The sequence below is a fragment of the Rahnella sp. PD12R genome, assembly GCF_019200965.1.
GTDB lineage: Bacteria > Pseudomonadota > Gammaproteobacteria > Enterobacterales > Enterobacteriaceae > Rahnella > Rahnella laticis.
In genome coordinates this window covers 299,077-319,323 of the sequence record NZ_JAHTMS010000006.1, presented here as the reverse complement: position 1 = coordinate 319,323, position 20,247 = coordinate 299,077, and the positions used below count along the sequence as shown (strand labels likewise).

Here is a 20,247-nt window from a genome sequence, read left to right as displayed (position 1 = left end):
CCCGCGAACTTCGCGGGTTTTTCTTTTCAGTGCGGTCAGACGTCTTTGACTTTACACATCAGGCCGAGCGCCAGAACCGCCAAAACGGTCGCCGCCCAATACACCGGATAATGGCCAAAGTTCTCCACGATCACGCCCTGAAGCAAACCTGCGCAAATCACGCCGGTCGAGATACTGTTGGTGAATAACGTGGTCGCCGAACCGGCGCGCCCCGGCATCAGATCCTGAAAATACAGCATCCCGATACCCGCCACGATACCAATGAAAATCGCGTTAAACAGTTGCAGGATCATCAGCGCGGCTTTGAACGGGAACGCCACCAGACCGGCATAGAAAATCACCCCGCTCGCCACCGCGTAAAGCATCAGTTTGCGTTTACCAAAACGTTTGACCAGATAGCCGGCCACCAGCATCGCCGGGATTTCCAGCCCTGCCGCCGTTCCCATCAGCAAGCCCGCCAGCCCTTCCGGCAAACCTAACTCGCTGGTGATATACAGCGGCATATCAATGATGTACATGATATTGCACGTCCACATCAGCAATGATGCGAAAAACAGCAGACGGACATCTTTGTTCCGCCACGCGCTGACCGGCACGACTTTTTCATCCACCGGCTGTTCGAGGCGTGGCACGGACGGCAGGAAAAACGCAATCATCAGTATGCTGCCGATAAACACCGCGGCCGCACTCAGATACATCGGCGTGAAACCGTAATTCAGCGCCAGCATAAATGACAGCGGCGGCCCCAGCACCCACGCCAGCGAGAGCATCGCACGCATCATTGAGCTGAACATGACGACTTCGCTGGATGAACGATCGGCGTGTTCGCGCGCCAGCGCAAACAGCTGCGGCATCGCCGCATTCCCGATGGCTGCCAGCAAAACCCCGACGGTAATCAGCACCAGATAATCACGGCTGAAAGCAAACACCAGAGTGTTGCCGATGGCCATCAGGCAGCAAAACATCAGCAACTTGCGGCGGTCGCCTTTGTTATCCGAACGATTCGCCAGCAGAAAGCTGATCGCAATCCCGGCAATCGCGTTGACGGTATAAAAGAAACCGACCCACATCGGCCGGACTTTCACTTCATTGGTCAGAAACAGGCTAAGCGTCGGCGCCTGCAACGCGCCCGCGACACCACACAGCAAGGACACCACCAGAAAGGTGACATAAATTGCATTAATACGAGGTTTAGACATAACGCCATCCCTGAGAAATGAAAGTCTTACAACGAAACATACAGTGTATACCCAAAACAATTCGAGTTGCAGGAAGGCGGCAATCGCGCGAATCCCGATGAGCTGACATGAGTCAGTGATTCGGGTGAGCAAGAGCGGCCAACGCATCTGCGGCTCGAAGTGTGAAGGGGATAATCAATAGAAAAAAACCAGTGAGTTACCCCACTGGCTGGTGACATTACACCATTACTCAGAAAATCGAATCTGGCCGCAACTGCGGGTTATAAATGACGGCGGTATTGTTCATCATCCTGCGAGGCGATGTCCCACTGCGTCAGGCGGGAGAGAATGTCTAAACGGTATTCCACCGGAACCCATGACAGCCAGTCAGCATGATTTCTGGCCGCATTTCTGCTGATGGCAGCAAAGTAGCGCTGGTAGAAACGGGCAGTTAGAGCGTTTTTCATGATGACCTCCTGACCTTCATGACTGGCTTTCGTTGGAGTTCAGTATCGGGGTAATATGAGGAAAGATAAATTGATGAGATTTCCTCCGGAGTTCCTCTTTTATGACCTCGTCCCGTTTGCAACAGCAGTTCATCAGATTGTGGCAAAGCTGCCACGGTGAAGAAACCGAAACCACTTTGCTGGCGTTATCGGAAATCCTGAACTGCTCGCGGCGGCATATGCGGTCTCTGCTCAGCACCATGCAGGATCAGGGCTGGCTCAGCTGGGATGCCGAAGCCGGTCGCGGTAAGCGGTCAAAGCTGACTTTTTTGTACACCGGCCTGGCGCTCCAGCAACAACGCGCCGAAGAACTGCTTGAACAGGACCGGATCGATCAGCTGGTACAGCTGGTTGGCGATAAAAGCATGGTGCGCCAGATGCTGTTATCCCAGCTGGGGCGCAGCTTCCGTCAGGGTAAACATATTCTGCGCGTGCTGTACTATCGCCCGCTGTTTAACCTGCTGCCTGGTACTATGTTACGCCGCTCGGAAACGCACATCGCGCGACAGATTTTCAGCGGACTGACGCGCATAAATGAGGAAAAAGGGGAAGTAGAAGGCGATCTGGCCCATCACTGGCAAGAAATATCTCCGCTGCACTGGCGGTTTTATCTGCGTCCGGCCATTCATTTTCATCATGGTCGTGAGCTGGAAATGGCCGATATTATTACCACCTTCGCGCGTCTCAAATCACACCGCTTATTCGGCAATATCGTCTCAGTGATCTCGCCGACGCCAAACGTCATCGACATCCATCTGAACGCGCCCGACCACTGGCTACCGTGGCTGTTCGGGAATATCCACGCAACAATCCTGCCGCAGGAATGGGAGTCATTGCCCGATTTTGCCCGCCATCCGGTGGGAACCGGGCCGTATGCCGTGGTACGAAATCAGAAAACGCAGCTGCGGATCCGTGCGTTTGACGAATATTTTGGATTCCGGGCGCTGATCGATGAGGTCAATATCTGGGTTTTACCTGAACTCAGCGAGGAACTGGTGCATTCCGGCGTCCAGCTTCAGGCTGACGAATCCGGCAAGAGTGAGCTTGAAAGCCGCCTTGAGGAAGGTTGTTATTTTCTGCTTTTCGACCAGCGTTCGCCGGTCGGCCAAAACGCACAAACGCGCCAGTGGCTGTGCGATTTGTTCAATCCGATTGCGCTGCTCAACGCCGCCGAGCCGGTTTACCAGCGTTACTGGTCACCGGCGTACGGCCTGTTGCCGCGCTGGCATCATAAAGCGCTGCTGCCTCGCCCGCCCAAACCTGACGGTCTCACGCAGGTCACGCTGACGTTTTATAACGAACATTCGGAACATCACGCCATCTGCAATGCACTGCGCCCGCTGCTGGCGGCAGAAGGCATTGAGCTGGTGATTCAGATTGTCGATTATGCGGTGTGGTATCGCGGCGGCGTTAAAACCGATCTGTGGCTGGGCAGTGCCAACTTCACGTTGCCGTTGGAGTTTTCGCTGTTTGCCTCGTTCTACGAACTGCCGCTGCTGGCGTATTGCTTCCCGCAAACAATGGATGAAGACGCCGCGTTATGGCACGCCGGAAAGCTCTCGATTGCCGACTGGAGTCAGAAGCAGATCGCCAGCCATCATATTCATCCGCTGTTCCATCACTGGCTGGTTTTGCAAGGCCAGCGCAGTATGCGCGGCGTGCGGATGAACACCCTCGGCTGGTTCGACTTCAAATCTGCCTGGTTCGCGCCGCCCGACAGCTAATCGGACTATCGCATTGCGCCGTTAATCTCTAGAATGACATCCGTTCTCAACGGGGTGCCCGAGTGACTTCTTTTGTAATAAAGAATGACCTCGATTTTTAAACGCCGCGAGCGCGTGTTCAGCGGGTGAAGTCCAGCGCACAGAAAGCGGAGCGTACACAAAGTACGTGAGCATTTCGGGCACTGCACGACGCCCGATCTACACACGCGCAGCACGTTTAAATATGGCTGAGACCTGATACCCGTCGAACCTGATCCGGTTAACCCCGGCGGAGGGATTTGAGACTGTGCAATGCTCACTCAAAATCCTTTGCCCCTTTTCTTTTTTGGAGCGCAAAGTTGAAAAAATTATTGTCCTGCCTGCTGTTACTTTCTGCACCTGCCTTTGCTGCAAAACCCGTTCTGACGGTTTATACCTACGATTCCTTCTCTGCCGACTGGGGCCCCGGCCCGGCGATCAAAAAAGCCTTTGAGGCACAGTGCGGCTGCGAACTGAAATATGTCGCGCTGGAAGATGGCGTATCTTTGCTGAACCGTCTGCGGATGGAAGGCAAAAACACGAAAGCGGACGTGGTGCTCGGTCTGGATAACAACCTGTTGCAGGCGGCTGAGCAAACCGGCCTGTTTGCCAAAGCACCGGAAACCGATGCTAAACTGACGGTGCCGGGTGGCTGGAATAACACGACGTTTGTGCCTTACGACTACGGTTATTTCGCGTTCGTGTATGACAAAAACAAACTGAAAAACCCGCCAAAAAGCCTTGATGAGCTGATCAACAGCGACCAGAAATGGAAAGTGATTTACGAAGATCCGCGCACCAGCACGCCGGGTCTCGGCCTGATGCTGTGGATGCAAAAAGTCTATGGCGACAAAGCGCCTGAAGCGTGGCAAAAACTGGCGGCGAAAACCGTGACCGTCACCAAAGGCTGGAGCGAGGCTTACGGCCTGTTCCTCAAAGGCGAAAGCGATCTGGTGCTGAGCTACACCACTTCTCCGGCGTATCACATTGTCGAAGAGAAGAAAGACAATTATGCCGCCGCTGACTTCACCGAAGGTCATTACATGCAGGTGGAAGTCGCGGGCCAACTGGCCAGCAGCAAACAGCCAAAACTGGCTGAACAGTTCATGAAATTCATCACTACTGAAGATTTCCAGAAAGTCATTCCGACCGGCAACTGGATGTATCCGGTGATCAGCACGCCACTGCCTGATGCCTTTAAACAGCTGACCGTACCGGCAAAATCCCTGCAATACAGCGCACAGGATGTGGCTTCTCACCGCAGCGAATGGATTCAGGCATGGCAGAACGCCGTCAGCCGTTGATCCCCCGCTGGCTCTGGCCGGGCGCGGTGGCGTCACTGGCGATGCTGCTGGTCGCCGCGCTGGCATTAGGCTCGCTGTGGCGTCATGCGCCACAAATGAGCGGTGCGTCCGCGTGGCAGGATCCGTATCTCTGGCACGTTATCCGCTTCACTTTCTGGCAGGCGCTGCTTTCGGCGCTCTGCTCGGTGCTGCCCGCCATTTTGCTGGCACGTGCCCTCTTCCGCCGCCGTTTTCCCGGCCGTCAGTTGTTATTACGATTGTGCGCGATGACGCTGGTATTGCCGGTTTTAGTCGCGGTGTTCGGCATTCTCAGCGTATACGGAAGACAGGGCTGGCTGTCGCAGATTTGCGGCTGGCTGGGCGTGGATTACCATTTTTCGCCGTACGGTTTACAGGGCATTTTGCTGGCGCACGTATTTTTCAATCTGCCGCTGGCAACCCGTCTTTTATTGCAGGCGCTGGAAAATATCGCAGTTGAGCAGCGTCAGCTGGCGGCTCAGTTGGGGATGAACGCGTGGCAGCAGTTTCGCTTTGTCGAATGGCCCGCGCTGCGTCGTCAGATTTTCCCGGCGGCGGCGCTGATTTTTATGCTCTGTTTCGCCAGCTTTGCGACCGTCCTTTCCCTTGGCGGCGGCCCGCAGGCGACCACCATTGAGCTGGCGATCTTTCAGGCGCTGAGTTACGACTACGATTTAGGCCGTGCCGCCACGCTGGCGCTGATCCAGCTGTTTTGCTGTCTGGCGCTGGTCTTGCTCAGTCAGAAACTGAGTCAGGCGCTGCCGGTCGGGCAAACGCAGGCTCAGCGCTGGCGCAATCCGGACGATTCCCCGCTGCGCCGCATTACCGACGGTCTGCTGATTGGTCTGGCTTTACTGCTGATCCTGCCGCCGCTGCTGGCCGTGGTTATCGATGGTATAAATCGCGCCGCCGTCAGCGTGCTGCAACAGCCCGCGCTGTGGCAGGCTTTATGGACGTCAGTCCGTATCGCGCTGGGCAGCGGATTATTGTGCGTGTTGATGACGATGATGTTGCTGTGGAGCAGCCGCGAGCTGCGTTTACGCCAGAAAAATGGCTGGGCGCAGGCAATGGATCTCAGCGGTATGCTGATCCTCGCGATGCCGGGCATCGTGCTGGCCACGGGCTTTTTCCTGCTGCTCGGTGACACCACCGGATTGCCGCAATCGCCGTGGCCGCTGGTCATTTTAACCAACGCACTGATGGCCGTGCCTTACGCTTTAAAAGTGCTGGATAACCCGATGCGCGACGTGGCCGAACGCTACAATCCGCTGTGCCTTTCGCTGGATATGCACGGCTGGCAGCGGTTGCGCCGCGTCGAACTCAGTGCGCTGAAACGCCCGATTGCGCAGGCACTGGCGTTCGCGTGCGTGCTGTCGTTCGGGGATTTCGGCGTAATAGCGCTGTTTGGCAATGAGAATTTCCGCACGTTGCCGTTTTATCTGTATCAGCAGATAGGTTCCTATCGCAGCCAGGACGGTGCGGTCACGGCGCTTTTACTCCTGCTGCTATGCTTCCTGTTATTTACCCTGATTGAGAAATTGCCGGGCCGCCATGCTGACGCTGAATAAACTGACCTACCTGTACGAGCATTTGCCGATGCGCTTTGATTTGCGCGTCGCGGCGGGTGAACGTGTGGCGATCCTCGGCCCGAGCGGCGCGGGGAAAAGTACCCTGCTCAGCCTGGTGGCGGGTTTTCTGACGCCGGTCAGCGGGCAAATTTTACTGAACGGTGCCGATCACAGCGCAACGCCCCCGGCGAAACGTCCGGTGTCGATGCTGTTTCAGGAAAACAATCTGTTCTCGCATCTGACCGTACGCCAGAACATGGGGCTGGGGCTGCATCCGGGGCTGAAACTCAGTGCACAGCAAAAGCAGGCATTAGAGGAAATCGCCCGGCAGGTCGGGCTGGAAGACTGTCTGGAGCGTCTGCCGTCGCAACTTTCAGGCGGGCAGCGTCAGCGCGTGGCACTGGCGCGTTGCCTGTTACGCAGTCAGCCGGTTTTGCTGCTCGACGAACCGTTTTCTGCGCTCGACCCTGCGCTGCGCAGCGAAATGCTGAGTTTGCTGGATAAAGTGTGCGGGCAGCGTAATCTCACGCTGCTGATGGTGTCGCACAATCTGGACGATGCGGCGCGGATTGCACCGCGCACCTTGCTGATTGTGGATGGCAGGATTTTCTACGATGGCCCGACGCAGGCGCTGGCTGACGGCACCGCGCCGGAAGCCAAAGTGCTGGGCATCCGGCGGCCGGATATCAGTGGCTGAGAACCGGTTTGGCGAATTCTGCCGGGTTATGTTTGTACTTAAACGTGAAGGCAAACACGATCACCAGAGCCACGGTATAAGCGGCAAAGGAAAGCCAGATACTTTGCCAGTCTTTCACGCCATCCACCGTAAAGTGATCAACTACATGCCCGCTGGCTATGGCGCCGACATACGCCCCGACGCCGTTCACCATCGTCATAAATAAGCCCTGAGCGCTGGCACGGATGTTATGCGCCACTTCTTTTTCAACAAAAATCGCCCCTGAAATATTGAAGAAGTCGAACGCGCAGCCGTACACCAGCATCGACAGCAACAGGAAAATCATCCCGCCAAACGACGGATCGCCGAAAGCGAACAGTGCGAAGCGCAGCGTCCAGGCCCCCATGCTGATCATCATGACCCGCTTGATCCCAAACCGGGACAGGAAGAACGGGATGGTCAGAATAAAGAAGACTTCGGCGATCTGGGACATCGACAACAGAATGGACGGATACTTCACCACCAGGCTGTCGTGGAACAGCGGATTGCGGTAGAAATCATGCATAAACGGGCTGGCAAATGTGTTGCTGATTTGCAGGGAAACACCCAGCAGCATGGCGAACAGGAAGAAAACGGCCATCTTCTTCTGGCGGAACAACACAAACGCGTCAAGCCCCAGCAAGCTCACCCACGAGCTGCCTTTTTTCACGCCGGACGTCGGGCAAGCCGGCAGCGTTAACGCGTACAGAGCCAGCGCCACCGAGATGCCCGACGCGATATACAGCTGAATATTGCTGAGCTCAAAACCGGAAAGGCTGATTACCCACATTGCAAAAATAAACCCGACCGTGCCAAACACGCGCACCAGAGGGAAGTTTTTCACCGTATCCAGCCCGGCTTTCTCAAGGCAAATATAGGAAATGGTATTGGATAACGCGATGGTCGGCATATACACCATGGCATTAAATAGCATCGCAAAGAACATCAGATGGGGATCAGCAATGCCGGCCGCCGTAAATAAGGCAACCGCACCGAAGAAATGACACAGCGCATACAGTTTATTGGCCTTTACCCAGCGGTCCGCAATAATACCGACGATGCCGGGCATAATAATACAGGCAATACCTTTAGCGCCGTAAACTAAACCCACCTGCGCTCCTGTAAAATGCAATGTGTTGATCATATAAGAACCCAGCGTCACCAGCCAGGAACCCCAGATAAAGAACTGAAGGAAGAACATAATTTTCAGCCGGATTTGTATTGTCATTTTATTTCCTTTCAGGAGAGCATGAACAATGCGATACGAGCAGATCAGAAGTTATATTTTATGGAGTAGATAATTCCGTCCTGGAGGAAACTTTCACCCAATTTATTATCCGCATAGCGATACTGTAATCCGACCGTCAGGCTGGGATTGGGCTTCCACCAGAAGCCTGCGCCACCGTTGACGCCTTCTTTACCGCCGTTGCCGGCAGCATATTGGTCGGCACGGTCAAACTCATATTCCGTCCAGTTGGTCAGGCTGAAATTCTCGCCCCACGCGGTGAAGTCATAACCGGCGGCCCAGCCAAATACATAGCCATTATCGCCGGTGTAATACGTCTGATCGGTATAACGTTTGGCGATAAAAGGCTTATACCAGAAGTTACCCGCCTTAATGTTGTAGCCTATTCCGTATAGCGCCATGACATCATGGAAATGCACGCCGAGTGGCGCGCCGTAGGTGCCATATAAATGGCCGTAAAGATTAAAACCTGAATTACCCAGATAGAACCGGTTGGTGCTTTTAAAGGTATAGCGCTGTTCATCTCCCGGCTGGTCATGTTCTTTATTCAGCGGATTTTCCAGATCGAAGAAACCGTAAGTTTCGCCCCAGGTAAATCCCGCACCGCCTTCCAATTCAAGATAGAAAAAGTCATCTTTATGCGATTTCATTCCGGTCCGGTGCGTGGTGTTTTGTGTCCAGTCCAGATAATGCAAACCGGTATCAAAGAAACCCCATAAATATTCAGCCTGAGCGCCAGGCGCTAAGAATGTTAATGTCAGAGGTAATGCATATTTAATTAATTTCTTCATCGCGCTTAATTCCCTTAGCCAGAAATGCACATTCCTGAACACAGTGCATGTAAGATTCAAATGTCAGAGCGCTGGGAGTATTCACGATGAGGAAAGGGCTAAACCAATATTGATTTGGCGGTGCATTTATAGCTTTTACCTATAAATACCCAAAAAAGGATTTTTATCTATACAAAACAATTAATTATAAAACCTAACAAAGCAGTGAAACTGAAAGGATAAATAAACTATCGGCCAGATATGAGAGTGAGTTCAAATTAAGGAAATAAAGTCAATATTAAACAGTAAAGCGAGAGGTTTACGGAGACACGTTATCACGAACAATTAGCAGACGATATTATTTTCACGCAAACCGAAATAATGCGGCAATATCCTGCACAAGACTTTTGCAGGATATTGCCGTTCCCGTCAGCGGGTAATCACTTTCCACAGCAAATGACCGTAGACCGGCATCATCGGCTGTTTGCTGAGCATCACGATGCTCACCGCCGTCGCGACCAGACTCAGCACGCAAACCACGCGCAGGCGCGGCAGCGGCAACCATTTTGTCATCGCGTCCGGCGCGGCTTTTCCGGCACGGAACCAGCGCCAGAGAAGCCAGGCGCTCAGCCAGATCAGCACGAAAGCCGCAAACAGCATCCATTTGAAGACCGCGCTGTTGTGGCCGGTCGGAATGTCGATCGCGACGCCGGCCAGAATTCCCGGCAGGAAGTAGACCGGCGGCCAGGTGATGCAGCCGATGATATTCGGCGGTGCAAATTTATACGGCGGCAGGTTGAGCATACCGGCAGCCAGCGGCACCAGCGGACGCGTCGGGCCAATGAAGCGGCCAATAATCACCGTTGCAAAGCTGTGGCGATCAAGCGCGTGCCCGGTTTTATCAAGCAATGACTGATAGCGTTGCAGGAATTTCCACTGATGCAGCGGTTCTTTAAAACGCCGCCCGATGAAGTAAGACGCCCAGTCGCCAAAGAAGCAACCGAGCCCGGCGGCCAGCCACGCTTCGTACAAGCCGACCTGACCGCTGCCGATCAGCGTCCCGAGTGTCGCCATCATCACCGTGCCGGGCAGAATCAGCCCGACCAGCGCCAGCGATTCGAAAAAAGCTACTACGGCGACAATAATTAAAGCAAAGCCCACCGACTGAGCGACCAGATGTTGTAAATAGGCTTCCATAAATTCCCAGTAATTGTGACGCAAAAGGCATAGAGCATCAGTACGGATAAATAATGAGACTAGTGTCAGTTTTCTGAACTTTGATTGTAGTAAATACATCAAGCGGCTGAATTGTCAGCGCCTGAAGTATTGCCGTCAACCCAGTAATTGTATGCGTATTTGGCAGAATCCAGAGTCGTGGACAAAGACTGTATAAATAACCATACTCTGTCATTGATTTTTCATTCCGCTTGCGAGGCGCTTATTAACGCACAATCCACTCCCTCCGCCGCACACACCACTGACACCTCGCCGCGTCAGGGATTCGTGCTGACCCGCCACTGGCGCGACACGCCGCGTGGCACGGAAGTGGAACTGTGGCTGGCGACTGACGACGGCCCACAGAAAGTTCGTCTGCCGTTGCAGGAGTCGGTGGCCTTTATTCCGGCGGAACAGCGCGCGCAGGCTGAACGTCTGCTGGCCGATGAAAAAAATGTCAGTTTGCGCGAATTACCGTTGCAGGATTTCCATTCACGGCCGGTTCTCGGCCTGTATTGCCCGCAACACCGGCAGTTAATGCGCATTGAAAAGCAGTTAAAAGAGAATGGCGTCAGGGTGTATGAAGCGGATATCCGCCCGCCTGAACGTTTTCTGATGGAGCGTTATATCACCGCGCCGGTGTGGTTCAGTGGCAAACCGGGGCCGGGCAATCTGCTGCTCGACACGAAGATGAAACCGGCGCAGGAATACCGCCCGCCGCTGAAACTCTGTTCTCTGGATATCGAAACCAGCGGTAACGGCGAATTGTATTGCATCGGGCTGGAAGGCTGCGGGCAGCGCCACGTTTATATGCTCGGGCCGCCGAACGGTGACCCGGACAGTCAGTTCGATTTCAATCTGGAATACGTCGACAGCCGTCCGCAACTGCTGCAAAAGCTCAACGAATGGCTGGAAACTTACGATCCGGATGCGATTATCGGCTGGAGTGTCATACAGTTCGATCTGCGCGTTTTACAAAAGCATGCCGACCGCTACAAAATCCCGCTCAAATTCGGGCGTGGCGGCGGTGAGCTGGAATGGCGCGAGCACGGCTTCAAACAGGGGCATTTTTTTGCCGCCGCCGCAGGCCGCCTGATTATCGACGGCATTGAAGCCCTGAAATCCGCCTTCTGGAACTTCAATTCCTTCAGTCTTGAATTCGTCTCGCAAAGTTTATTAGGCGAAGGGAAATCCAGCGATAACCCGTATCAGCGTCTGGCCGAAATCGAACAACGTTTTCGTGAAAACAAACCCGCGCTGGCACGTTACAACCTGAAAGACTGCGAGCTGGTCACGCGTATTTTTGCCAAAACCGAGCTGATGCCGTTTCTTCTCGAACGCGCGTCGGTAACCGGGCTGGCCGCCGACCGCAGCGGCGGTTCAGTCGCCGCCTTTACCCACCTTTATTTACCGCGCATGCACCGCGCCGGTTATGTCGCGCCAAATCTGGGCGAACTGGAAGGTGAAATGAGCCCCGGCGGATTCGTGATGGATTCCCGCCCCGGCCTATACGATTCCGTGCTGGTGCTCGATTACAAAAGTCTGTATCCGTCGATTATCCGCACATTTCTGATCGACCCGGTCGGGCTGGTGGCCGGGCTGCAACAGCCGGACGATGAACATTCTGTTCCCGGCTACCGCAACGCCCGTTTTTCACGGGAAAAACATTGCCTGCCGGAAATCGTCAGCCAGATCTGGCAGGGGCGCGAAGCCGCGAAAAAACACAACAATAAACCGCTGTCGCAGGCGCTGAAAATCATCATGAACGCCTTTTATGGCGTGCTTGGCTCGAGCGGCTGCCGGTTCTTCGATCCGCGCCTGGCTTCTTCTATTACGCTGCGCGGGCACGACATCATGCGCCAGACCCGCGAGCTGATTGAGGCCGAAGGTTATCAGGTGATTTACGGCGATACGGATTCCACCTTTGTCTGGCTCAATAAAGCGCATACGCAGGAAGACGCCAATGTCATTGGCCGACGTCTGGTGGAGCAGGTGAACGCCTGGTGGAAACAGCATTTGCAGCAGGAATACGGGCTGGAAAGCGCGCTGGAGCTGGAATTCGAAACGCATTATCAACGCTTTCTGATGCCGACAATCCGCGGTTCCGAAACCGGCAGTAAAAAGCGTTATGCCGGGCTGGTGAAAGATGCCGGCGGCGAACACATCGTTTATAAGGGGCTGGAAACGGTGCGCACCGACTGGACGCCGCTGGCGCAGGAGTTTCAGCAGGAGCTGTATCAGCGGATTTTCCATCAGAAACCGTATCAGGATTATGTCCGCGATTATGTGGCGCGCACGCTCAACGGCGAGCTGGACGACAAGCTGGTGTACCGCAAACGCCTGCGCCGCAAGCTCAGTGATTATGAGAAAAATGTGCCGCCGCACGTCCGCGCCGCCCGGCTGGCGGATGAGTATAATGTGCAGCATGGCCGCGCAAAGCAGTACCAGAACGGCGGGTGGATAAGCTACGTGATGACCACCTCCGGGCCGGAACCGCTGGAGAACTGCCAGTCACCGGTCGATTACGATCACTACATCGAACGCCAGCTGGAACCGGTGGCCGATGGCATTTTGCCTTTCCTTCATGACGATTTTGCTACACTCATTACAGGTCAGATGGGGTTATTTTAAGCAAAAGAAGGCGCTGCGGATGTGATTCTAAGGTGACGAATCGCTTACCTTCCATTACCATAGCGCCCTTTCCCATTTCTGAATCATCCTCACACAGTGAATCACTTCCCGCCTGCTGACGGGAAAAGAAAACTATTGCCCAAGCATTATCAGAGGCATGGCGAGCAATGCGCAGTCGCTGCCGCAGTTGTCGTACACAGAGCAAATAACACAGAGAGAGATTATGCCGTTTACATTGGGTCAACGCTGGATAAGCGATACGGAAAGCGAATTAGGATTAGGAACCGTGGTTGCGCTGGATGTGCGCATGGTTACCCTGCTTTTCCCCGCCACCGGTGAAAACCGTTTGTATGCCCGAAATGATTCCCCGATCACCCGTGTGATGTTCAATCCCGGTGATACCATCAGTTGCCACGAAGGCTGGCAACTGCAAGTCGATGAAGTCATTGAAGACAAAGGTTTACTGACCTATATCGGTACCCGTCTGGATACAGAAGAAACCGGCGTTGCCATGCGTGAAGTGCTGCTCGACAGCAAACTGACATTCAGCAAACCTCAGGATCGTCTGTTCGCCGGTCAGATTGACCGCATGGATCGTTTTGCCCTGCGTTTCCGCGCACGTAAATATCAGCGCGAGCAGTTCCGTCTGGAATTCGGCGGTCTGCGCGGTATGCGCGCCAGCCTGATCCCGCACCAGTTGCACATCGCTTACGAAGTCGGCCAGCGTCATGCGCCGCGCGTTTTACTGGCCGATGAAGTCGGTCTGGGTAAAACCATCGAAGCCGGCATGATTATTCATCAGCAATTGCTGTCCGGCCGCGCCGAACGCGTGCTGATCGTGGTGCCTGAAACCCTGCAACATCAGTGGCTCGTTGAGATGCTGCGCCGCTTCAACCTGCGTTTCTCTCTGTTTGATGACGACCGCTATGCCGAATCCGTGCATGAAGCAACGAACCCTTTTGAAACCGAGCAACTGGTTATCTGTTCTCTTGATTTCGTGCGCCGCAATAAGTCCCGCCTCGAGCAGTTGTCCGATGCGTCCTGGGACATGCTGGTCGTCGACGAAGCGCACCATCTGGTGTGGAGCGAAGACGCGCCAAGCCGCGAATATCAGGTTATCGAGCAGCTTTCTCAGCAAATCCCGAGCGTCCTGCTGCTGACCGCCACGCCGGAGCAACTGGGCCAGGAAAGTCACTTTGCGCGTCTGCGCCTGCTGGATCCGGATCGTTTCCACGATTACGAAGAATTCATTGAAGAACAACAGCAATATCAGCCGGTCGCGGATGCCGTGACGCTGCTGCTTAATAAAGAGCCACTGACGCCGGAAGCGCTGGCCTTGCTGGGCGAAAGCGTTGGGAATGCAGACACCGGCGCGCTGCTGACCGCCGCCAATAAAGGTGATGAAGCCGCCGCGAAACAGCTGGTTTCCATGCTGATGGATCGCCACGGCACCAGCCGCGTGCTGTTCCGTAACACCCGTAACGGCGTAAAAGGTTTCCCGGAGCGCCATCTGCATTCGGTGAAACTGCCGCTGCCGACGCAATATCAGACCGCGATTAAAGTCTCCGGCATTATGGGCGCGAAGAAAACCGCCGAAGCCCGTGCGCACGACATGCTGTATCCGGAGCAGATTTATCAGGAATTCGAAGGCGAAAACGCCACCTGGTGGAACTTCGATCCGCGCGTGGAATGGCTGCTCGGTTATCTGACCGCCAACCGTGACGAAAAAGTGCTGGTGATTTGCGCCAAAGCCGCCACCGCGCTGCAACTGGAGCAGGTTCTGCGTGAACGCGAAGCGATCCGCGCCGCCGTGTTCCACGAAGGTTTGTCGATCATCGAACGTGACCGCGCCGCCGCGTACTTCGCTTCGCAGGAAGAAGGCGCGCAGGTTCTTCTGTGTTCTGAAATCGGCTCCGAAGGCCGTAACTTCCAGTTCGCCAGCAAGATGGTGATGTTCGATCTGCCGTTCAACCCGGATCTGCTTGAGCAGCGTATTGGCCGTCTGGACCGTATCGGCCAGCAAAACAATATCGACATCATGGTGCCTTACCTTGAGCAAACCGCGCAGTCCGTGCTGGTCCGCTGGTTCCATGAAGGTCTGGATGCGTTCGAACATACCTGTCCGACCGGCCGGACGATTTATGACAGCGCTTACGATCAGCTGATTACGTTCCTCGCCACACCGGCTGAGCAGGAAGGTCTGGACGACTTTATTCTCAAATGCCGCGCAGAACATGACGCGCTGAAAGAGAAGCTGGAAAATGGCCGCGACCGTCTGCTGGAGATGCATTCCAACGGCGGCGAACGTGCGCAGCAACTGGCGAAAGAAATTGGCGAGCAGGATAACGACGTCAATCTGGTGAATTTCGCACTGAATCTGTTCGATATCGTCGGCATCAATCAGGACGATCGCAGCGATAACCTGATCGTTCTGACGCCGTCCGATCACATGCTGGTGCCGGATTTCCCGGGCCTGCCGGAAGACGGTTGTACGGTGACGTTTGACCGTGAACAGGCGCTGTCGCGTGAAGATGCACAGTTCATCAGTTGGGAACATCCGATCGTACGCAACGGTCTGGATCTGATCCTGTCCGGTGATACCGGCAGCTGTGCGGTGTCGATCCTGAAAAACAAAGCGCTGCCGGTCGGTACGCTGCTGGCAGAGCTGATTTACGTGGTCGAATGTCAGGCGCCGAAACACCTGCAACTGACCCGCTTCCTGCCGCCAACACCGGTGCGCATGCTGATGGATCGCAAAGGCACTAACCTTGCCGCGCAGGTAGAATTCGAGAGCTTTAACCGCCAGCTTAACGCCATCAACCGTCATAACTCCAGCAAGCTGGTGAATGCCGTGCAGCAGGACGTTCACGCCATGTTGCAACAGGCTGAAGCGGAAATTGCTGAGCAGGCGCGTGCGCTGATTGAAGCGGCGAAAGTTGAAGCGGACGAGCAACTGACGAAAGAGCTGGATCGTCTGAAAGCGCTGAAAGAAGTGAACCCGAACATTCGCGATGACGAACTGGAATCGGTAGACTCAAACCGTAAGCAGGTGCTGGCCAATCTGAACGACGCCAGCTGGCGTCTGGATGCGATCCGTCTGGTGGTCGTCAGCCACCAGTAAGCCTGTCGGGATGCAGCCGCTTCTGCATCCCTTCTTTTATTTCACCCTGAATGCAGACTGAAACCGCTATGAGCGAACATCAACCGACAATGCCTGAACCGTCCAAAACCCGGCCGCTGGAGAATTACAATCCGCCGACCGATCCCTGGTTGCAGGTGATTTTCCAGGATGAACACATCATGGTGGTCAATAAACCAAGCGGGTTGCTTTCAGTGCCGGGGAAATTAGCCGAGCATCAGGACAGCCTGATGACGCGCATTCAGCAGCAATATCCGGAAGCGGAATCGGTGCATCGTCTGGATATGTCGACCAGTGGCGTGATTGTGGTGGCGCTGACCAAAGAAGCTGAGCGTGAGCTTAAACGCCAGTTCCGCGAACGCGAAACCAAGAAAGTGTATATCGCGCGCGTCTGGGGACGGGTCGAAGAAGATTACGGCATTATTGATTTGCCGCTGATTTGCGATTACCCCAACCGGCCTAAGCAGAAAGTTTGCCATGAGACCGGGAAGAAAGCGCTGACGCAGTATGAAGTGATGTCCTGGGATGAAGACGGCACGACGCGCGTCAAACTCCGGCCGATTACCGGGCGTTCGCACCAGCTGCGCGTGCACTTACTGGCCCTCGGGCATCCGATTCTGGGCGATAAGTTTTACGCACATCCGCAGGCGCTGGCCGCCGCTGACCGTCTGCAACTGCATGCGCAGGAGCTGTCGTTTTACCATCCGATCACTGATGCGCCTCTGGTATTTAACTGCGAGCCGGATTTTTAAGTTTCCGGAAGACACAAAAAAGGCGCTGAATTCAGCGCCTTTTACTTTTGCGTCGGAGAAGATTACTTAAAACCTTTCTCTCTTTTGATCAGGTCATACGCGGCCTGAATCGACTGCGCTTTCTCTTTCGCCATTTCCATCATTTCCGGCGGCAAACCTTTCGCAACCAATTTGTCCGGGTGATGTTCGCCCATCAGTTTGCGGTACGCCCGTTTGATGGTGGTCGCGTCATCCGTGGCATTCACGCCCAGCACTTTACAGGCATCGGCCAGCGTCGGGCCTTGCTGTGTCTGGTGATAACCGCCGCGATAAGAGTGACCGCCCTGCTGATTTCCGCCGAACTGTTGTCCGCCTTCCATCATGCGCAGGAACTGATCGAACTGCATGCGGGAGATCCCGAGTTCCTCGGCAATCACATACAGCACTTCGCGCTCGTTCGGGTGCAAAGAGCCGTCGGCATACGCCGCCTGGATCTGGATTTCCAGAAAAGTCCGGATCAGATCAAAGCGGCCAAAACATGCAGTACGCAATGCCCGCATTTTTTCCCGCAACGGGTAATTCGCATCTTTCCCGTCGCGAAAGGCGCGCTGGGCGGCTTCACGCTGCTCACCGTGCAACTGCATACGTTCCATGTAAAGACTGGCGATTTGTATATCCGCCTCGGTCACTCTGCCTTTTGATTTAGTCAGATTCCCCATCACTTCAAATGTGGTGCGGAAAAAGATGGTTTGACGTGTCTGTTGATCGGCGAAATATCCCCGGCGTTTCGCGGAACGCGCGGTATCAAACATATGCCCTATCAACACCCCTGAAACAATTCCCCAGAAGCCTAAACCGGACCATAAGCCCAGGATAAGTCCGAGCAGTTTTCCCCAATACTGCATATACTCCTCAATTCGCCATGCCGTCGCTTAAAAATTGCTTTATCATAACCGGCATTTATCGTTGTGCCTAACGGCGGCAACGTAATAGGTTGGATTTAACACTAGCGCAACCATGATGAGTGAGATAGTCTCTGACCGTTTGCCGGCATGATGCCTCTGATGACGGAACACCATTTTACGTATGAAAAACAGACGTCTGAAAACACGCTTACCCACAGTGCTGGCTGCCACAATCTGGTCAGTATTGTACAGTCACGGCGCAATGGCCGACCTCGCGCAACAATGTATGCTCGGCGTTCCGACCTATGACAAACCTTTGGTGCAGGGTGATCCTAATTCACTGCCTGTGACCATCAATGCCGACAAGGCCACCGGAAATTATCCTGACAGCGCGCTTTTCAGCGGCAACGTGAATATCGTTCAGGGTAACAGTACGCTCGATGCCGATCATGTTCAGCTCAACCAAATTGCCAACCCGAATCAGCCCACTCCGACCCGTACCGCCACGGCGACCGGGAACGTGCGTTATAACGATAATCAGATCAAGCTGAACGGGCCAAAAGGCTTTGCAAACCTGACCACCAAAGATACCGATGTTCAGAACGGTGATTACCAGATGGTAGGCCGTCAGGGCCGCGGTAATGCCGACAAGATGAAGCAGCGTGACAACAACCGCTACACCATCATGGATAACGGCACTTTCACAACCTGTCTGCCTGGTGATAACAGCTGGAGCGTGGTGGGTTCAGAAGTGATTCAGGATCGCCAGGAAGAAGTGGCTGAAATCTGGAACGCGCGTTTCCATATTGGCCCGGTTCCGGTGTTCTACAGCCCGTATATGCAGTTGCCGATCGGTGATAAACGCCGCTCGGGCTTCCTTATTCCGAACGCCAAATACAGCAGCAACAATGGCTTCGGCCTGACCGTTCCCTGGTACTGGAACATCGCGCCAAACTACGATGCCACGATCACGCCGAACTACATGAGCAACCGTGGTCTGCAATTGCAGAACGAATTCCGCTATCTGACCGTGGCCGGTGCAGGTCTGATGGAGTTCGATTATCTGGGCAACGATAAGAAAATCGATCAGCAGTACGTGGATGATGAGAACCGGACCAGCGATAAGACTAAGCGCTGGATGTACTACTGGCGCCATGCCGGTGTATACGATCAGGTGTGGCGCTTCAACGTCGACTACACCAAGGTCAGTGATCCGTACTACTTCACCGATTTCGATTCGAAATACGGTTCAAGTACTGACGGCTATTCCACCCAGAAGTTTAGCGTAGGTTATGCCAACGAAAACTGGGATGTGACGCTGGCCAGCAAACAATTCCAGGTGTTCTCGGACTACGGTAACAGCAATGCTTACCGCGCCCAGCCACAGCTGGACATTAACTATTACAAAAACGATGTGGGGCCTTTTGACCTGCATCTTTATGGTCAGGCGGTGAAATTCACCAGCGTTAACCCTGATAACCCGGAAGCGGTGCGTACGCACTTCGAACCGACCCTGAGCCTGCCACTGAGCAACGCCTGGGGAAGTCTGGATAACGAAGTTAAGCTGATGGCGACACACTATCAGCAGGATATTCCGGATGCGTATTACGATGCGAACCCGAATACCAAACTGCGTTCTTCAGTAAACCGCGTTATGCCTGAGTTCAAAACCGACGGCAAAATGGTCTTCGACAGGACGATGGACTGGAACAGTGATTACACCCAGACCCTCGAACCACGCGCACAATATTTGTACATTCCGTATCGTAACCAGAGCGGGATTAATACCTATGACTCGACGCTGTTGCAGTCCGACTATACCGGTCTGTTCCGTGATAAAAGTTACAGCGGCCTGGACCGTATTGCTTCGGCAAACCAGGTGGCAACCGGTTTAACCACCCGTATTTATGACGAAAATCTGGAAGAGCGCTTTAATGCGTCTGCCGGTCAGATTTACTACTTCCAGCCACCGCGCACGGGTGACGTGAACAGTGTTCTGGACAAAAGTGATGACAGAGGCAGCCTGGTTTGGGCCGGTGACAGCTATTACAAAATCAATGACTTCTGGGGCGTTCGTGGCGGCGTGCAGTATGACACCCGTTTAGATGCGCTGGCGCTGGGCGATGCCGTTCTGGAATACCGCGCTGACTCAGAAAGAATGGTTCAGTTGAGCTACCGTTATGCCAGCCCGGAATATATTCAGGCGACACTGCCGAGCGTGACCAACCCGGGTTATCAGGATGGTATTTCTCAGGTGGGCGGCATCGCCAGCTGGCCAATTGCTGACCGCTGGGCGATTGTTGCGGCCTATTATTACGACACGAAAGCACAGCAATCTGCCGATCAGCTGATTGGTTTGCAGTACAACACTTGCTGCTGGGCCATCAACGTGGGCTACGAACGTAAGATCACCAACTACGATACTGTTAAGTCCGAAAGCAAGTATGACAATAAGATTGGATTCAACATTGAACTTAGAGGCCTGGGGAACAATCAAACCCTCGGAACGAAAGAAATGTTGGCCAGCGGCATACTGCCTTATCAACGCGCTTTCTAAGCCGATACCACGATTGATGAGT

General features: G+C 54.3%; 14 protein-coding genes and 1 riboswitch. Of the genes, 8 read left to right on the top strand and 6 right to left on the bottom strand.

The window, feature by feature from the left end:
* Nucleotides 1-35: 35 nt before the first annotated feature.
* Nucleotides 36-1,199 carry an MFS transporter gene (locus KWG64_RS14335; RefSeq protein WP_218522250.1) on the bottom strand — a complete coding sequence of 388 codons (1,164 nt, stop codon included), beginning with the start codon at nt 1,197-1,199 and terminating at the stop codon, nt 36-38.
* Nucleotides 1,200-1,459: 260 nt separating this feature from the next.
* A complete protein-coding gene (gene sgrT, locus KWG64_RS14330) occupies nt 1,460-1,645 on the bottom strand; it encodes a glucose uptake inhibitor SgrT (RefSeq protein WP_218522249.1) in 186 nt (61 codons plus the stop codon).
* A 101-nt stretch (nt 1,646-1,746) separates the two neighbouring features.
* Between sgrT and sgrR the strand changes: the two genes are divergently transcribed.
* The 4 genes from sgrR (at nt 1,747) to thiQ (ending at nt 7,013) form a co-directional block, all read left to right on the top strand.
* Entirely contained in the window at nt 1,747-3,408 is a 1,662-nt protein-coding gene (sgrR, locus tag KWG64_RS14325) for an HTH-type transcriptional regulator SgrR (RefSeq protein WP_218522248.1), read from the top strand.
* 40 nt (nt 3,409-3,448) lie between these two features.
* A riboswitch (TPP riboswitch) is annotated at nt 3,449-3,703 on the top strand.
* A 43-nt stretch (nt 3,704-3,746) separates the two neighbouring features.
* A complete protein-coding gene (thiB, locus tag KWG64_RS14320; RefSeq protein WP_218522247.1) occupies nt 3,747-4,730 on the top strand; it encodes a thiamine ABC transporter substrate binding subunit in 984 nt (327 codons plus the stop codon).
* Nucleotides 4,706-6,316 (top strand): thiamine/thiamine pyrophosphate ABC transporter permease ThiP, encoded by a 1,611-nt coding sequence (gene thiP, locus KWG64_RS14315; protein ID WP_218522246.1) that lies wholly within the window; start codon nt 4,706-4,708, stop codon nt 6,314-6,316. The genes thiB and thiP overlap by 25 nt, the downstream gene beginning before the upstream one ends.
* Nucleotides 6,300-7,013 (top strand): thiamine ABC transporter ATP-binding protein ThiQ, encoded by a 714-nt coding sequence (gene thiQ / locus KWG64_RS14310; protein WP_195813709.1) that lies wholly within the window; start codon nt 6,300-6,302, stop codon nt 7,011-7,013. The genes thiP and thiQ overlap by 17 nt, the downstream gene beginning before the upstream one ends.
* Here the strand turns inward: thiQ and KWG64_RS14305 are convergent.
* From KWG64_RS14305 to KWG64_RS14295, 3 genes are all read right to left on the bottom strand, one after another.
* Nucleotides 7,003-8,259 (bottom strand): nucleoside permease, encoded by a 1,257-nt coding sequence (locus KWG64_RS14305; RefSeq protein WP_218522245.1) that lies wholly within the window; start codon nt 8,257-8,259, stop codon nt 7,003-7,005. The genes thiQ and KWG64_RS14305 overlap by 11 nt on opposite strands.
* 44 nt (nt 8,260-8,303) lie before the next feature.
* Nucleotides 8,304-9,068: an outer membrane protein OmpK gene (locus KWG64_RS14300; RefSeq protein ID WP_195823848.1), complete on the bottom strand. Its 765-nt coding sequence runs from the start codon at nt 9,066-9,068 to the stop codon at nt 8,304-8,306.
* 408 nt (nt 9,069-9,476) lie between these two features.
* The gene (locus KWG64_RS14295; protein WP_195823849.1) at nt 9,477-10,244 is read right to left on the bottom strand and encodes a DedA family protein; all 768 of its coding nucleotides are present in this window, start codon (nt 10,242-10,244) and stop codon (nt 9,477-9,479) included.
* Between the two features lie 243 nt (nt 10,245-10,487).
* On the opposite strand from KWG64_RS14295, the gene KWG64_RS14290 reads away from it, so the two are divergent.
* From KWG64_RS14290 to rluA, 3 genes are all read left to right on the top strand, one after another.
* The gene (locus KWG64_RS14290; protein WP_218522278.1) at nt 10,488-12,893 is read left to right on the top strand and encodes a DNA polymerase II; all 2,406 of its coding nucleotides are present in this window, start codon (nt 10,488-10,490) and stop codon (nt 12,891-12,893) included.
* Between the two features lie 223 nt (nt 12,894-13,116).
* On the top strand, nt 13,117-16,014 hold the full coding sequence (gene rapA, locus KWG64_RS14285; RefSeq protein WP_218522244.1) for an RNA polymerase-associated protein RapA: 2,898 nt from the start codon (nt 13,117-13,119) through the stop codon (nt 16,012-16,014).
* A 68-nt stretch (nt 16,015-16,082) separates the two neighbouring features.
* Complete coding sequence (rluA, locus tag KWG64_RS14280; RefSeq protein ID WP_101075140.1) at nt 16,083-16,784, top strand: bifunctional tRNA pseudouridine(32) synthase/23S rRNA pseudouridine(746) synthase RluA; 702 nt, start codon at nt 16,083-16,085, stop codon at nt 16,782-16,784.
* A gap of 62 nt (nt 16,785-16,846) precedes the next feature.
* Here the strand turns inward: rluA and djlA are convergent, their stop codons facing one another.
* The gene (gene djlA / locus KWG64_RS14275; RefSeq protein WP_195823852.1) at nt 16,847-17,668 is read right to left on the bottom strand and encodes a co-chaperone DjlA; all 822 of its coding nucleotides are present in this window, start codon (nt 17,666-17,668) and stop codon (nt 16,847-16,849) included.
* Between the two features lie 181 nt (nt 17,669-17,849).
* Here djlA and lptD point away from each other — a divergent pair, with 181 nt between their 5' ends.
* Complete coding sequence (lptD, locus tag KWG64_RS14270; protein ID WP_195823853.1) at nt 17,850-20,225, top strand: LPS assembly protein LptD; 2,376 nt, start codon at nt 17,850-17,852, stop codon at nt 20,223-20,225.
* The last annotated feature ends 22 nt before the right edge of the window (nt 20,226-20,247 follow it).